The 14,424-nt window shown below is 34.5% G+C and carries 17 protein-coding genes; 7 read left to right on the top strand and 10 right to left on the bottom strand.

Translation table 11 applies throughout. The annotated features are described in order from the left end of the window. Positions 1-199 precede the first annotated feature (199 nt). A complete protein-coding gene (gene murB, locus AC4BC3_RS02520; RefSeq protein WP_490466884.1) occupies positions 200-1,126 on the bottom strand; it encodes a UDP-N-acetylmuramate dehydrogenase in 927 nt (308 codons plus the stop codon). A gap of 72 nt (positions 1,127-1,198) precedes the next feature. After that, positions 1,199-2,119, bottom strand: coding sequence for a Gfo/Idh/MocA family protein (locus tag AC4BC3_RS02515; RefSeq protein WP_490466883.1), 921 nt, complete (start codon positions 2,117-2,119; stop codon positions 1,199-1,201). A gap of 117 nt (positions 2,120-2,236) precedes the next feature. Between AC4BC3_RS02515 and AC4BC3_RS02510 the strand changes: the two genes are divergently transcribed. After that, the gene (locus tag AC4BC3_RS02510; RefSeq protein WP_206907021.1) at positions 2,237-2,992 is read left to right on the top strand and encodes an exodeoxyribonuclease III; all 756 of its coding nucleotides are present in this window, start codon (positions 2,237-2,239) and stop codon (positions 2,990-2,992) included. 79 nt (positions 2,993-3,071) lie between these two features. Further along, a complete protein-coding gene (locus tag AC4BC3_RS02505; protein WP_206907019.1) occupies positions 3,072-3,605 on the top strand; it encodes a 3'-5' exonuclease in 534 nt (177 codons plus the stop codon). Positions 3,606-4,134: 529 nt separating this feature from the next. Here the strand turns inward: AC4BC3_RS02505 and AC4BC3_RS02500 are convergent. The 4 genes from AC4BC3_RS02500 to AC4BC3_RS02485 form a co-directional block, all read right to left on the bottom strand. Beyond that, a complete protein-coding gene (locus AC4BC3_RS02500) occupies positions 4,135-4,659 on the bottom strand; it encodes a GNAT family N-acetyltransferase (RefSeq protein ID WP_490467278.1) in 525 nt (174 codons plus the stop codon). Continuing rightward, on the bottom strand, positions 4,652-5,125 hold the full coding sequence (tsaE, locus tag AC4BC3_RS02495; RefSeq protein WP_490466882.1) for a tRNA (adenosine(37)-N6)-threonylcarbamoyltransferase complex ATPase subunit type 1 TsaE: 474 nt from the start codon (positions 5,123-5,125) through the stop codon (positions 4,652-4,654). The genes AC4BC3_RS02500 and tsaE overlap by 8 nt, the downstream gene beginning before the upstream one ends. 230 nt (positions 5,126-5,355) lie before the next feature. Next, the gene (gene pta / locus AC4BC3_RS02490; RefSeq protein WP_071868813.1) at positions 5,356-6,336 is read right to left on the bottom strand and encodes a phosphate acetyltransferase; all 981 of its coding nucleotides are present in this window, start codon (positions 6,334-6,336) and stop codon (positions 5,356-5,358) included. 151 nt (positions 6,337-6,487) lie between these two features. Further along, positions 6,488-7,168 (bottom strand): uracil-DNA glycosylase, encoded by a 681-nt coding sequence (locus tag AC4BC3_RS02485; protein WP_206910687.1) that lies wholly within the window; start codon positions 7,166-7,168, stop codon positions 6,488-6,490. A 125-nt stretch (positions 7,169-7,293) separates the two neighbouring features. Between AC4BC3_RS02485 and AC4BC3_RS02480 the strand changes: the two genes are divergently transcribed. From AC4BC3_RS02480 to AC4BC3_RS02470, 3 genes are all read left to right on the top strand, one after another. Next, entirely contained in the window at positions 7,294-8,166 is an 873-nt protein-coding gene (locus tag AC4BC3_RS02480) for a Cof-type HAD-IIB family hydrolase (RefSeq protein ID WP_206910685.1), read from the top strand. 26 nt (positions 8,167-8,192) lie between these two features. Beyond that, positions 8,193-8,708 carry an LURP-one-related/scramblase family protein gene (locus AC4BC3_RS02475; RefSeq protein WP_206910683.1) on the top strand — a complete coding sequence of 172 codons (516 nt, stop codon included), beginning with the start codon at positions 8,193-8,195 and terminating at the stop codon, positions 8,706-8,708. Between the two features lie 813 nt (positions 8,709-9,521). Continuing rightward, positions 9,522-10,940, top strand: coding sequence for a helix-turn-helix domain-containing protein (locus tag AC4BC3_RS02470; RefSeq protein WP_206910681.1), 1,419 nt, complete (start codon positions 9,522-9,524; stop codon positions 10,938-10,940). A gap of 36 nt (positions 10,941-10,976) precedes the next feature. Here AC4BC3_RS02470 and AC4BC3_RS02465 read toward each other — a convergent pair whose 3' ends face one another. Further along, positions 10,977-11,222: a hypothetical protein gene (locus AC4BC3_RS02465; protein WP_206910679.1), complete on the bottom strand. Its 246-nt coding sequence runs from the start codon at positions 11,220-11,222 to the stop codon at positions 10,977-10,979. Between the two features lie 214 nt (positions 11,223-11,436). Between AC4BC3_RS02465 and AC4BC3_RS02460 the strand changes: the two genes are divergently transcribed. Further along, positions 11,437-12,114: a hypothetical protein gene (locus AC4BC3_RS02460; RefSeq protein WP_206910678.1), complete on the top strand. Its 678-nt coding sequence runs from the start codon at positions 11,437-11,439 to the stop codon at positions 12,112-12,114. 102 nt (positions 12,115-12,216) lie between these two features. Here the strand turns inward: AC4BC3_RS02460 and AC4BC3_RS02455 are convergent, their stop codons facing one another. The 3 genes from AC4BC3_RS02455 to AC4BC3_RS02445 all read right to left on the bottom strand — a co-directional run bounded on the left by AC4BC3_RS02455 (position 12,217) and on the right by AC4BC3_RS02445 (position 13,491). Then, on the bottom strand, positions 12,217-12,750 hold the full coding sequence (locus tag AC4BC3_RS02455; protein WP_490466881.1) for a DUF6568 family protein: 534 nt from the start codon (positions 12,748-12,750) through the stop codon (positions 12,217-12,219). Positions 12,751-12,895: 145 nt separating this feature from the next. Continuing rightward, positions 12,896-13,261 (bottom strand): hypothetical protein, encoded by a 366-nt coding sequence (locus AC4BC3_RS02450; RefSeq protein WP_490466880.1) that lies wholly within the window; start codon positions 13,259-13,261, stop codon positions 12,896-12,898. Positions 13,262-13,287: 26 nt separating this feature from the next. Next, positions 13,288-13,491: a hypothetical protein gene (locus AC4BC3_RS02445; protein WP_490466879.1), complete on the bottom strand. Its 204-nt coding sequence runs from the start codon at positions 13,489-13,491 to the stop codon at positions 13,288-13,290. A 338-nt stretch (positions 13,492-13,829) separates the two neighbouring features. On the opposite strand from AC4BC3_RS02445, the gene AC4BC3_RS02440 reads away from it, so the two are divergent. Then, positions 13,830-14,156, top strand: a complete 327-nt coding sequence (locus tag AC4BC3_RS02440) for a hypothetical protein (protein WP_490466878.1) — start codon at positions 13,830-13,832, stop codon at positions 14,154-14,156. The last annotated feature ends 268 nt before the right edge of the window (positions 14,157-14,424 follow it).

Below are 14,424 nucleotides of genomic sequence, written 5' to 3'. Positions count from 1 at the left end.
AATCACACAAACTTGTAAGAAATTGTTTCTTATTCTCTTTATTTTTTCGGAGCTGAACGCTTGGTGCCACAACCTTCTTCACGGTGTTCCCCAAGCAACTCCTCGAAATAATTCATCACTGTCCAAAAATATGGACAGCCATTTTTGCCAGTTATTCTTTATTTTTTCGGAGCTAAACGCTTGGTGCCACAACCTTCTCTTAAAATTTTGTTGAATTTTTTTCTGGAGCTAATTCACCAATGATTCGAACTTCCGTTTCCAATTCCACATCAAACGTTTCCTTGATGACTTGTTGAATATGACCAATCAATTCCACATAATCTGTCGCCGTTGCATGATCAATATTGACAATAAATCCTGCATGCTTTTCAGAAATTTGTGCGCCACCCCATTTTAAGCCTTGTAAACCTGCTTCTTGGATCAATTGTCCAGTGTAATGCCCAACAGGACGCTTGAATACACTGCCACAAGAGGGATACTCAAGAGGTTGTTTAGATTGACGCAATTCAGTTAGTTCATCCATTCGCGCCTTAATTTGTGGGTAGTCTCCTTTTTTTAATTGAAAACGTGCTTCTAACACGATTGCATTCATATTTTGGATTTCACTATGACGGTAAGAAAAATTCATTTTTTCGTTGGTTAGTGTTTGCATCGTTCCATCTTCAAGTAAAACATCGACTTCTGCAAGGACATCCTTGATTTCACCATCATACGCTCCCGCATTCATATAAACAGCCCCGCCAACACTTCCTGGAATTCCACAAGCAAATTCAAAGCCTGTTAATGATTCCGCCAAAGCTGCATAAGTTGTATCAATTAGTTTCGCACCTGCTTCTGCCACAACAACTGTATCTTCTACATGAACAGCATTCATTTCAGTCAACATAATAACTACACCACGAATCCCGCCATCACGAACGATCAAATTGCTAGCGTTTCCTAATACCATCCAAGGCACTTGATTCATTCTGCAATAGTCAACGATTTCTTTGACTTCTTCTTTTCTCTTTGGAAAAGCAAGGACATCTACTGGTCCACCAGTCTTGGTAAATGTATAATTCATCAACGGTTCATCTAAGAGCAAAGTTATCTCTGGTAAGTGCTTCATTAATTCTTCTTTATTCACTGAGGATTTTCCTTTCTTTTCAAACATCCACATCATTCTATCACGCTTAAAACAAAGTTACTACCCTCGATGTTAAAGCAGATGACGAAGATGCACCCGGATCATTTGTTCACAAAGCTCGTGACTCTGATAGACTCCTGCTTGTTTTAACTGTTGATTATTTGATTGCGCTTGTTGAATTTGTTCAAAAAATGCCATGACCATTGGCTCAAACCCGCGTTTTTCTAAAGTATTCGTCCAATCGCCAAATTCCTTTAGTCGTGTTTGTCCCTCTTGTTGAATCGTCATCTGTGTCAGATTACGAACTTCGTAAGTCCCTTGTTCACTGGTTACTTGATACTGTTCCGTGTTCGCACCACTTCTCAAATCCATTGTTAAAATAGCCGTTTGATTAGCCGTTTCGAGATGCAAGATTGCAAGCTCTAGATAATCATTCTGTTCAATGATCTTACTGTTCACTCGAGTAATGGGTTCATCCAATAAATAAACAGCTGTATCTACTAAATGTAAAAAAAGATCATACACAACAAATTCCGTTGTTTCTTGTGCAGCTATTCGATTTTTTTGCAACTGGATCAGACGTTTATTAGGCAATTGCTTCAATTCATCAACCATCGGTGCAAAGCGACGATTAAACCCAATCATCAATACAACTTGATTTTTTTCTGCCAAAGCTTGTAACTCAGCTACTTCATTCAACGAAGTACTTAATGGTTTATCAATAAATACATGGATTCCATGTTCTAAACATTTTTTTGCGAGTTCATAATGAACTTTTGTTGCTGCGTGAATCATACATGCTTCGATTTTTTCTGCAATCAATTCATCAATCGTTTCATACAAATGAGAAAAGCCATACATCTCTTTGATTCTTTTTTTCGTTTCTTCATTTCTAGTTGCAAAATAAAAGGTCAATGTTCCTTGATTTTTTGCATAAGTGGGTAGATACGCTTTTTCTGCAATGTTGCCAATACCGATTACGCCAATCTTCATTTTTTCTCCTCCAATAATTCTTTCTTAACTTAATTTTACACCATTTTTCATTTTGATAAAATTGAAGTACAATGAGAACAGAAAAAAGACGTACTTAAGTAAAAAGGAGTGTCTATTTTGAAACTTATCTCTTGGAATGTTAACGGCCTTAGAGCGATTATGAAAAAGAATTTTATGGAAGTCTTTCATGAGTTAGATGCAGATTTCTTTTGTTTACAAGAAACGAAATTACAAGAAGGACAAATAGCGTTAGACTTGCCTGGTTATCATCAATATTGGAATTACGCAGTCAAAAAAGGATATTCAGGTACTGCCATTTTTGCTAAGGAAGAGGCACTAACTGTTTCTTACGGTATGGGAATTGATGAACACGATCAAGAAGGTCGTTTGATTACATTAGAATACCCAAACTTCTTCTTAGTTACCTGCTACACGCCAAACTCGCAAAGCGAATTAAAGCGATTAGCTTATCGACTTGAATGGGAAAAATCTTTTGAAAACTACTTAAATGAGTTAAACAAACAAAAGCCAGTCATCATCTGTGGTGATTTAAATGTAGCACATGAGAAAATTGACCTAAAAAACTGGAAAACAAATCAAAAGAATGCTGGCTTTACCCTTGAAGAACGCAATGCCTTTTCTCATTTGCTTGCTACAGGATTTACTGATACTTTCCGTCATTTTTATCCAACGCAAGAAGGCATTTATTCTTGGTGGAGCTATCGTTTCAATGCACGGAAAAATAATGCCGGTTGGCGCATCGACTATTTTTTAACAAGTCGTTCTTTGGATAGCAATTTAATCGATGCCAAAATCCATACTGAAATTTTTGGTAGTGATCATTGCCCAGTAGAGCTAGACTTAAAAATGTAACGATTTGTTTTGATTTCTAGAAACAATTTATTTTTCGATAATCTATGTTAGAATACTTTTTAAAGGGGGGTTTATGAAAATGAACTTCGTTGCAATGGACTTTGAAACAGCTAACCATCAACCACATAGTGCCTGTTCATTGGCATTAGTGATGGTTCAAAATAGTCAGATTGTTGATGAATACTATACCTTGATCCAGCCGGAAACACCTTTTTTCTGGCGTAATGTTCAAATTCATGGCATTCATCAAGAAGATGTGCGAAATGCACCAAAATTTCCAGAAGTTTGGTCAACGATTCAAAATTATTTTCAACAAAATCGGCTAGTAGTTGCGCATAACGCCGCTTTTGATACTAAAGTGTTAGCCGGCTGTTTGGACTACTATCACCTCGATCAACCAAATTATTTATCATTATGTACGGTGAAAAGTAGTCGCAAACTATTTCCAGAATTCCCTAACCATAAACTCAATACGGTTTGTGAGAATCTTTCTATTTCACTAGATCATCATCACGATGCGTTAGAAGATAGTCGAGCTTGTGCTGAAATTTTGCTTTATCAAGAAAAGCATTTTGGGACGGAGCCGCTTAAGAAATTGGTTACTTTGAAGTAAGATTGTGAAAAAAGGTTATGGAGCCAAGCGTTCAGCTTCGAGAAATAAGAATAAATGACCAGAAATTGCTTCTCAAATTTTTTAGTCATTTGGGCTTATTGGAAAGAAGTGTCCAGCTCCGAACGACTAAATCACTTCAAAATTTAAAAAATAAGAACCTTGTTTATCCATTCGATAAACAAGGTTCTTATTTTTTCTTATTTTTATTTACAATAACCAGAAGAACTATTCATACAATAATTTTCATAAGTCTGAGCGCTGGGGTAAACAATAACCTTAGCAAAACACTACTAAAATTTTTAATTATCCCTGAATCAGATTGATACAATTGATCGAAAGAATCTGCAAATAAAATGATGTGTCCATAAAGATATACGGTAAGCAAATAAACAACAATTCCTATCCCTATTATAAGCAAATTTTTTTAGCTTTTGACAATTGTTGTTCTCCTGTTTTTAATTTTATTGATAAAACTCGTCTTTTTGTGCCCACACTTGATTTGATTATTTTAGCAGAAACAGATCTAATATTATAAATCCAAATAACTCATTTGATAAACATCTAAAAATTCACCTGCATCACTTCTCGCACCTCTTGGCATCGTTGATTCGATTTCAAACCCCAATTTTTGATACAAATGTACTGCTCGTTCATTTCGAACTTGAACTTGTAACTCTAAGCGAAAAATTTTTTTACTGTTCTTTGCCCAATCAATAATTTCTTCAATCAGCAATGTTCCTAATCCAAATCCCCAATACTCTTTTAGTAAACTAATTCCAATTTCTCCGATGTGAGCGATTCGATATTCATTAGTAGCTTTTACGGAAGCTGTCCCAACAATTTTTCCCCCAACTAAAGCAACCAACAACAAATTATTCGTACTTTCAGCCAAATAACCTAGTTCTAAAGCCAGTCTTTCTGGTGATAACTGCAATCCTTCTTCATCCATCACTAAAAACTCTGTTTCGCTACCAACCTGTTTACTCATTGTCAAAATTTCTTGCGCATCTTCTGGAGTAGCCTCACGGATTACCACACTAATTTCCTCAGCCATTGATTTTTTCCCATCCATTTCGTATTCTTTTTTCAAAATCTGCTCCTTGACTACCATATGCGCGAAATTTCACATAGCGTTTGTTCAAATCTGTATCACTTTTTTCTAAAATCAGTTCCAGATAATCTTCTGGCACAGCTTCTTCCAATAAATTTCCCCATTCAATAACAGATAGTCCATCACCTTCAAAGTACTCATCTAATCCCAAGTCTGCACCGCTTGCCGCCACACGATAGATGTCCATATGATACAACGGTAATCTTCCCTGTCCATACTCACGAATGATTGTATATGTGGGACTTTTGATCATTTGATCAATGCCTAATCCCAAAGCAATTCCCTTAGTCATTGTCGTTTTTCCAGCACCAAGATCACCCGTTAATATCAAATTATCACCAGCTTCAGCAACTTCTCCAATTACCTTCGCAAGTTCTTCCGTCATTTCTAATCCTGTTAATTCAATCATTTCTCTTCTCTACTTTCTATCCTCTATGCTTCGTCCTGTTTCTATGTGCAAGTATAACGCGGAACAGCCAATTTTTAAAGAAAAATAAGAGTGCACGACCGAGGTCATACACCCTTATCAAGAATCAAATGTTTGAAAATAAAACGGTCGCTGACTTGCTTGTTGGAGCCAGTTGTTCATTCTTTATCTGAAAATGAACGCTTGGTACCACACCCTTTTTCGCGACCTTATTAGTCCATCAAAGTTTGCGCTGCAGTAATAATAGACAATTTATAAACATCTTCTTCATTTGCCCCACGTGACAGATCAGAAACTGGCTTGTTTAGTCCTTGTAAGATTGGGCCGATTGCTTCAAAGTTACCAAAACGTTGCGCAATTTTATACCCAATATTTCCAGATTGTAACTCTGGGAAAACGAAAACAGTTGCTTGTCCTGCAACATCCGAATTTGGTGCTTTCAATTGTGCAACTGCGGGCACATAAGAAGCATCAAATTGTAATTCACCATCAATCATATATTGAGGTGCTAATTGTTTCGCAATTTTTGTTGCTTCTACGACTTTATCTACTTCAGCTGCTTTAGCAGAACCTTTTGTTGAAAAACTCATCAACGCAACTTTTGGTTCGATGTCAAATAACTCAGCTGTTTTCGCTGAATCTACCGCGATTTCAGCTAATTCTTGAGCCGTTGGGTTCACATTGATTGCACAGTCAGAAAAGACATATTTTTCTTGATCTCTTCCGCGAACCATGATCATCGCACCACTTGTACGACTCACACCAGGTTTTGTTTTGATGATTTGTAATGCTGGACGAACTGTGTCGCCAGTCGAATGAATAGCACCAGAAACCATGCCATCAGCAATTCCCATATAAGTCAGCATTGTACCAAAGTAATTGACATCTTTTAAAATTTCTTGTGCTTGTTCTTTGGATGCCTTTCCATTACGACGCTCAACAAAAGCATCAACCATTTCATCCCATTGTGCATAATTAGCAGGGTCAATGACTGTAAAACCTGAAGCCTTGATACCGCGTGCATGAGCTGCATTTTTGATTTCTTCTGGGTTACCAATCAAAATTGGTTCCATCAATTCTTCTGCTTTCAAACGAGCGGCAGCTCCCAAAATTCTTGCATCAGTTGCTTCTGGAAAAACGATTTTAATACCACGACGAACAATTTTAAATCTTAAATTATCAAACAATTCCACGAGATGACCTCCAGATATTTTATATATCCAATCATACACTATTCTCAAAAAAAAGAACAGTTTATTTTATCTGTATTAGTCATAAATGCTATAAAAATGAAGTTTTTCACATATATATACAACTGCACTATAACAGGAAAGCGCTGTTTTATTACACTGTTTCAGGTAGTTGCCATTCAATGGGTGTTTCACCTAAAGCTACCAACGCATCATTTGTTTTTGAAAATGGTTTCGAGCCAAAAAAGCCACGATGTGCTGACAATGGACTTGGATGTGGAGAAGTCAAAACGATATGACGGCTACGATCAATCATCTTGATTTTTTCTTGAGCCGGTTTCCCCCATAAAATAAAGACGATTGGCTGTTCTCGTTCATTTAATTTTTCAATGATCCGATCCGTCAATTGTTCCCAGCCTTTGCCACGATGTGAATAGGCTTGTCCTTCTCGAACAGTCAAGACGGTATTTAACAATAAAACGCCTTGCTTTGCCCAAGAGACTAGATTCCCATGCTGGACTGGTGAAATTCCCAGATCCGACTGCATTTCCTTGTAAATATTTACCAGTGAGGGCGGTGTCTTCACGCCTGGTTGTACTGAAAAAGATAAACCATGTGCCTGATTTACACCATGGTAAGGGTCTTGACCCAAAATGACTACTTTGACTTTTTCATAGGGCGTTAATTCTAATGCTTCATAAATATGATACATATCGGGATGTATCTTTTGTGTTTGATATTCTGTTTTTAAAAATTCACGTAAAGATTGATAATAAGGTTTTTCAAATTCAGCTGCTAAGATTTCTTGCCAACTATTATGAATGATTTCTTTCAAAATCCTCCACCTCCTTTTCAAAGGATAACCTACAAATTATTCTTAAACAAGGGACAATCTTCTCCGCCTCGCCTCCTTAATATGGTAAACTAAGAAGAAGAATTAGAAAGGAACGGTAAACAATTATGATCAAACTAATTGCATCCGATATGGATGGTACATTATTAGATTCACACATGAGCGTGACACCGGAAAATGCCGAAGCGATTCGCTTTGCCACAAAAGCTGGAATCGAATTCATGGTAGCCACTGGTCGTAATTATCAGGAAGCGCGTGCAGCGTTAGACGAAGTTGGTATCGATTGTGCAATGATTACTTTAAACGGTGCGCAAGTTTTTGATAAAGAAGGCAATTCTCTTTTTACAGTTGCTATCCCCAATCAAGAAGCAACACTTGTACTAGACATTTTAGATCAAAACAACATCTATTATGAAGTTTCGACAAATAAAGGCTTATATTCTGAAAGCCAAGCAAAAAGAATTGAAAGTTTTGCTTCCATGGTTGCAACGCACTTACCACATTTGACTTACAAAATGGCCATCGCAATGGCTTCTGCAAATTTAGAATTACTTCATATTAATTACATCGATAGTATTCGCAATCTTTTACAACAAGATGAGGAAATTGAAGTCTTAAAAATTATTTGTTTCCATACTGAAGGACCAAGTGTTCTGGGCCCTGTCGGCAAACAAATTGACGAGCTTGGTAATCTAACAGTTACTTCTTCTGGTCAAAACAATATTGAAGTCAATCATAAAAACGCCCAAAAAGGGATTGCTGTTGCCCACGTAGCAAACGACCGTGGCATTTCTTTAGACGATGTTATGACTATCGGAGATAATTTCAATGATGTCAGTATGTTACAAGTAGCAGGCGTGAGCTTCGCTATGGGAAATGCAGAAATCGACGTGAAAGAATATGCAAAATACACAACTGCAACGAATTTAGAATCTGGCGTTGGCAAAGCAATTTTACGTGCGATTGCTGAAGACTTATAGTTCTTAGTTAGAAAAGAGGGATAACGATGTCAGAATTTTTCATTCAAGAAAAACAGCTTAGTCGTGCGACTCGAACAATCGTTAAAAATGAGGATGGAAAATCACTTTTCTTAATGGTTGGTCGTTGGGGAACGAAAGGCGATGCACTTTCGCTTTATTCAATGAATGGAAAACTCGTTGCGCACATCAAGCAAGTCAGCCTGACATTTGGTACTCGCTTTGAACTTTACAAAGATTTTGAAAAAGTTGGCACCATGCAGAAAATTTTTAATTGGCCAGGTGATTTTTATTATATTCGTCACCTTCATTGGACAGTTCAAGGTGATATTTACAATCATCGTTACCACATCCATCATTTCAATCAGCCAATCATGGCGATGAACAAAGCTACGTTGTTTACTGGTGATTACTATGTACTAGATGTGACCAAGGATGAAGATGCGCCACTTTGCATTTGTATTGCTGCTGTTTTAGATTATTGGCTCTATCATAAAAGCAAAAATAAGGAGCGTCCACTTGATTTTCGGTTGGATTTGAATTAGCTCCTTTCAACAAATAAAAAGCTCTCTCAAAAGTTAATCTTTTTGGGAGGGCTTTTTATTAATGATCTGACTAGCCAGAGAAACAGCCTAAGTAATAGTAATAACAGCGTTCAAATGCTCCATTTAATGAAAGCAACAAGAATAATATTAGCTACCAGACAAAAATAATTCATCTATCCGTATTATATGAAGTAAAAAATGAAAGAAAAAAAGTCCAGCAATGATCACTTTGCTGAACCAAGCGTTAATGGCTATTGGAATAAATCTGGGTTTGATGGAAGTGTAAATAGAATTGGGCATTACTCTATTTGTGATCAACACAAAAAAAGTATAGCAAAACACACAAGTAAATACTTTTTTTATTTTCACTTTTGATTTAAAAAATAAAAAATCGGATGATTATTTTATTTAAATTCCTCTTTTGATAACAACATTAAAGATTGAATCCATTAGAAAACAACTGCTATGTTACAGAATTTAACACAACAGGAAACTATTTTTTGATTTTTCATTCTCAGCATAATTCAACAATCAAATCATTTATTTGAGATAAACAGCGGATGAATAATTGTAATAAATTCTACTATAACGTACATACAACGTCTTTTTTATTATTTAAAACAGGATTTTAATATTAAAAAAGATGTTATTTTTGTTTATGTTATACTAATTATTGTTATAATATTTATATAATATATTATAACAATTTAACTCTTATATATAACACAAAAGAGTTATTTTATTTTTATAATTCTATTATTTTATAGTAAAGGCAATAGTGCTTGTATTGTTTTTATCAAAAGGAGCTTGAAAATGGAAAGTTTACTATCGAAAGAAGAACAATCTAAGATAAGGATTTTTTTCTATCTAATCAATTCAAATAAGGAACGAAGCATCCAAGAAATTGAAAAGTATAGCGGATTATCCTATTACAAAGTATCTAAATTGGTAGATAATTTAAACGATGATGTCAAATATTATTATCGTAGTGATTTTACTTTGATTGATAAAAGCAGTCGTGGTAGTGTTTTCATCAAAGCAAATTCAAGTTTTCTTTTTAACCTTCTCATTCAAAACTATTGTAAAAATAATATGGCTTTCAAACTGCTCGATCGTATATTGTTGAAAAAAGAATATAGTGTAACTAAATTTGCGAATGACAATTTCTTAAGCCTTTCCTATGCCTATAGCATCGTTAACAAATTAGACAAATTTTTAAATGGTTATCATTTAAAACTGGACGAAAATTTATGTATTTCTGGTGATGAATTGAGTATTCGAAATCTTTTTTATTCCATCTATATCAACATTTTTAGAAATGAAGATTATGTTTTTTCCAATAAATTGGAAATGGAAGCTGAAAATCTGACCAGAAAAATCGAAACTCATTTCAAGCTAGCAAATCTTTCTTCACAAGATAGGAAAAAAATTAAATACTATGTCACAATTGGCATTATCAGAATGAAAGGAAATTATTATTTAGTTGATTCGATTTTCACAAATACTAGCTATGAGAATCAATTTACCCAAGACTTGCAAAAAAGATTTGCTCTCTCTGAAAAGACTGCGTTAACTTGGTATCAGGAAATTAAATATTTCTTAGAAGTAGAAAACATCCTCCTCATGTCGACAACAATTATTAATTCTGAGTTAGTTTCAGTCGCCTATACCAAAACAGTTCGTATAATTGATAGATTAGATCAACAAAATCTTTCATTTAAAAATCGAATCAATCCTGATTATGGTTTTTTCAAAATGAAAAACTTTATCCAAGATGTTTTCTTAATCTATAGTAAACGGGTAGATGCTTTATTTTTTGTTGAACAATTTTACTTAATTGAGTTGTTTCCCGATAAAGTTCAATTGATTCATTTATTATTTGATGACTCTTTTGATATGTTCAATAGTCAAAACCGCTATATTATTTTTATCTTTTTACTTATTCTTGATGAACTATTTGAAAACATTGTTACTAGTGAAATCAAGCTTAAACTAGATTTGATTGGTGGTTCAAAATACCAAAGGTTGATTCTTTCAAAACTAAGTCTAAACAGTCATTCAAGTATCAAATTGACCACTGATCATCCTGATATTCTCATCACTGACCGGCTCAAAGATTTCGAAACATCATCTGAAGACTGTACACAAATTGTTTCATGGGCTTATCCACCAAGTATTAATGATTGGAAAAAACTACAACAGTTTCTAGGCAAACAGCCTCCAATCAAGTAAAGGTCTGGGCGTATAAATGCGTCCCAGACTTTTTTTTCAGATAAGCGTGAACAACGTGCGTTCAATTTCATCAGTCGTATAAATATCAATTGAAATATCCTCTAAATTTTTCGTAATATCTTTGATTCTTTCAATCAATAAAATTTCTGAATATCCCTTTTCTTCTTGATAATTTTCTATCAATTTTTCTAAATCCGCTAAATTTTTATCCAATAATTTTTTACAAAATCGTTTATTTTCTATAATTGTGGTATCTAATTCTTTCTTCCTTTCATCATCCATACTATACGTTCCTCCTCTATGTTTATTTTTTTACACCTTTAATTTAGCAATGATTCACTATTTCCTCCTTTTTATTTTTCAAATCTATTTTTTAATATGCCAAAAAAACTTTCGTTATTTATTTTTTCTAAAGTTCATTTAAAATCCAAATAAAAAGCACGTGTATATTAGTGATATGATGATTAAAAATAATTAAATAAAGGTGGTATAAAAAATGAAATCGTTATTAAAAACAAGTTTACTTACTACATTATTCATTGTAACTCTGACTGGTCCAGTAGCCTATGCACAAGTCAGCGACACTACAACCCATTCGTTCGCGACAACGCTTGAGGAACAAACCGAAATAAAAGAAGGAACAAGTGGAGTACTAGCTGGTCAAATGGTTCCTTACATTCAAGAATTACCTTTTACAGGCACTCAAACACTTCATTATACAGTAAAGAATACTGATTTTATCAAAGGCGACAACGCTGCTATTCTTCTCCAGATCCCTGAAGAATTCACTCAGATTACTCATTTACCAAATTTTCTAACATTTATTAGTGGAAATGTTTCTTATTCTTCAATATTTGGCCATGAAGAAGCAAAATTGACTACCGAAATCATGGATGTCTCTGACAATCGTATTATTGTACACCTACCCGACACATTTTGGAAAGGAGAAACTGGTGAATTAGATGAAGGAACTATTTCTTTAAATTTTGTACTCAGTTATGGACAAATTTTAGCTGAGCGACCAGATGTGACCATTCCAGATACCTTGATTGGTTATGAGTTTCAAGCAAAATTAAAATATAGTGCACAAGAATGGGACGAACAAACAGAGCCTCTGAATGCGACCGTAGAGGAAACTTATATTACGTCAGATACTAGCGCCATTGTGAAATAAGATTTTGTTCAAGCAGTTAACTCTAAAAAAGGACCGAGGTATCAAAAAAGGAGGGATGACAACTTGTGTCATCCCTCCTTTCAAAATTGAATTCTAGGTAACTTACTTGCCCTGAACAAAATAATTAAAATCAGCGATAGTATTGCCCTGAAATCGTGTGTAACTCCCCTTTTTTGTTTTAAAAAAAGATGGCACGCCAGAAATCTTTAACTTAGCATACATTATCTGCTTTTCTTGAAATGTCAACCTATCAGTATCTATATAAAAGATAGGCTGATCTATCTTTTGGTTCGTATAAGCAGTATAGCGTATGAAGGACCGACAAAACTCGCAAGTGATTCTTCCAACATAAAGATATCCAGTTTTTTTATTGAGATTAGATAAAGAGAAATCAGAAGAAATATTCGTAAATTTTTCTGTATGTTTCTTATAAAATCGTTTATTTTCTTTTGTCAGTTCCAAGTCGCGTTTATCTACATTTATTAACATCTGTTGATTTGTAAACGATTCAACCGGAATCATTGAATGGTCATATTTTGCATGAGCGAATACGCTACAAAGAATTAGAATAAAAAGATACCCAAATAAAAACCACTTTTTTTTCTGTTTTTCTTCTTTTGATAATTTTGCTAGCATATAAATTGTCATGAATATGTTTATAGTGATGAACAAGTTTATGTATCTGATGATGTTATAAGTATGAGAAGTAATCAGATCAACTCCCCCATAACCTCCGAAAATGACAACAAACGAAACAATGAATGGTAAGCAGTAGAGTCTCTTATGCACAGTTTATTGCCATCCATGATAATGTTCCTACCAATGCTATTACTGTAAATTCTGCACCAGCGAATTCAACAATTAAAGCAGCTACTTCACGCCATGCCATTTGTTTAATGAACCCCATAACACCGGCACTAATAATTGCAGACCATAAAGTTGCACCAATGAAATCTTTTATCGAGCTTGACATACAATCTAAAAATGCACCACGCACCAAATTATTTTGTCGTACTAAACTGAAATCTTTTATTTCGGAGTACCCCTGAGAATTAGTTCGCTTTGTCCCATACTTCTCTTCTAGCTTCGCATAATCAATACCAACAATATCTCCTTGTTCATTTATTAGTAATGCTTGTGTAAACATAAACTCTAATTCACTGGCTAATTTATCTATCTCTGCTTTTTTTGCTGATCAGATAAATTAGCAAAAACCAGCTTTGATTTTTTAATTCCTTTTTGGAAATTCATGCTTTCACTTAATTCTACCTTTGATAGCTGATTTTTCTCGATGGTTTGAGCTGAAACCGATGCAGGCACTACTACACTAAGTAAAACTAACAGTACAGAAAATAGTACAAATACTTTTTTGGGCATTATTGTTCCCCCTGTAAATATTATTTTTGAATTCAGCTGATTTCAAAAATAGTTTACCATCAAATAACAACAACAGAAAATGTTAATTCCCATATTCCAACAATAGATAACTTAAATAAGCTAAAAAATCACTTTTGGTTTACTTAAAATAACTAATATACTATAAAAATTGTTGATTTCTCTCACAATTTAAATTTTCATGTAGTCTTCTACAACCAAAAGAAGATATACCTTCTTTTTTAGCCTATGCCAAACAACAAAATATCGAGCAAATCGTTTTCGTTTCTTTAATTGGTGTTGAAAAAAAACTGGTGGCTCCTCATCATAGAATTGAAAAAATGATTCGTGAAGCAGAGATATCTCATACTTTTATCCATACTAATTTCTTCATTCAAAATTTAAACACGACATATCAGAATGATATCAAGAACAACCATGCTCTGTTTATTCTAGCTGGTCATTCAAAAACAAATTTTATTGATACCAGAGATATTGGTGAAGTAGCTGCTGATTGCTTAACAAATTATGCTTACTTGAACCAAGAGTTAGAACTCACTGGAGCAAGAGTACTAACTTATGACGAGATAACTGAAGTAATGACACGATTTTGGGCACAAAAATCACTTACAGTAAACCAACTTTATTTAATCTTCGTCGAGTGCTGATTCAGCGTGGTATACCAAAAGACTATGTACATGTCATGGTGATGCTTTATCTGATTACTCAGTTAGGGAATGCTAAAAAAATGACGAGCACGATTGAACAGGTATTACATCCTCCGCCACGAACCATCCAAGAATATGTCCGAGATTATAAAAATGATTTTATTCGTGAATCCCACTAGTAATTCAGCTTTTTTTCACTACAATGAACACAAAAAAACTGCCTTCAAACTTAGGCAAAAGTCCTTGAGTGAAGGCAAGTATATGCTTT

The organism is Enterococcus sp. AAFC-DPL-6103 (assembly GCF_058216595.1).
The sequence above is the reverse complement of the archived record's forward strand: the minus strand, read 5'-3'. Positions and strand labels throughout refer to the sequence as shown.

Excerpts from the sequence above, each read along its gene's own strand:
- AC4BC3_RS02515 (WP_490466883.1), bottom strand. The coding sequence starts at position 2,119 with ATGAAGATTGGCGTAATCGGTATTGGCAACATTGCAGAAAAAGCGTAT.
- AC4BC3_RS02505 (WP_206907019.1), top strand. The coding sequence starts at position 3,072 with ATGAACTTCGTTGCAATGGACTTTGAAACAGCTAACCATCAACCACAT.
- AC4BC3_RS02500 (WP_490467278.1), bottom strand. The coding sequence starts at position 4,659 with ATGGCTGAGGAAATTAGTGTGGTAATCCGTGAGGCTACTCCAGAAGAT.
- tsaE (WP_490466882.1), bottom strand. The coding sequence starts at position 5,125 with ATGATTGAATTAACAGGATTAGAAATGACGGAAGAACTTGCGAAGGTA.
- AC4BC3_RS02480 (WP_206910685.1), top strand. The coding sequence starts at position 7,294 with ATGATCAAACTAATTGCATCCGATATGGATGGTACATTATTAGATTCA.
- AC4BC3_RS02475 (WP_206910683.1), top strand. The coding sequence starts at position 8,193 with ATGTCAGAATTTTTCATTCAAGAAAAACAGCTTAGTCGTGCGACTCGA.
- AC4BC3_RS02470 (WP_206910681.1), top strand. The coding sequence starts at position 9,522 with ATGGAAAGTTTACTATCGAAAGAAGAACAATCTAAGATAAGGATTTTT.
- AC4BC3_RS02465 (WP_206910679.1), bottom strand. The coding sequence starts at position 11,222 with ATGGATGATGAAAGGAAGAAAGAATTAGATACCACAATTATAGAAAAT.
- AC4BC3_RS02460 (WP_206910678.1), top strand. The coding sequence starts at position 11,437 with ATGAAATCGTTATTAAAAACAAGTTTACTTACTACATTATTCATTGTA.
- AC4BC3_RS02455 (WP_490466881.1), bottom strand. The coding sequence starts at position 12,750 with ATGCTAGCAAAATTATCAAAAGAAGAAAAACAGAAAAAAAAGTGGTTT.
- AC4BC3_RS02450 (WP_490466880.1), bottom strand. The coding sequence starts at position 13,261 with ATGTTTACACAAGCATTACTAATAAATGAACAAGGAGATATTGTTGGT.
- AC4BC3_RS02445 (WP_490466879.1), bottom strand. The coding sequence starts at position 13,491 with ATGCCCAAAAAAGTATTTGTACTATTTTCTGTACTGTTAGTTTTACTT.
- AC4BC3_RS02440 (WP_490466878.1), top strand. The coding sequence starts at position 13,830 with ATGATTCGTGAAGCAGAGATATCTCATACTTTTATCCATACTAATTTC.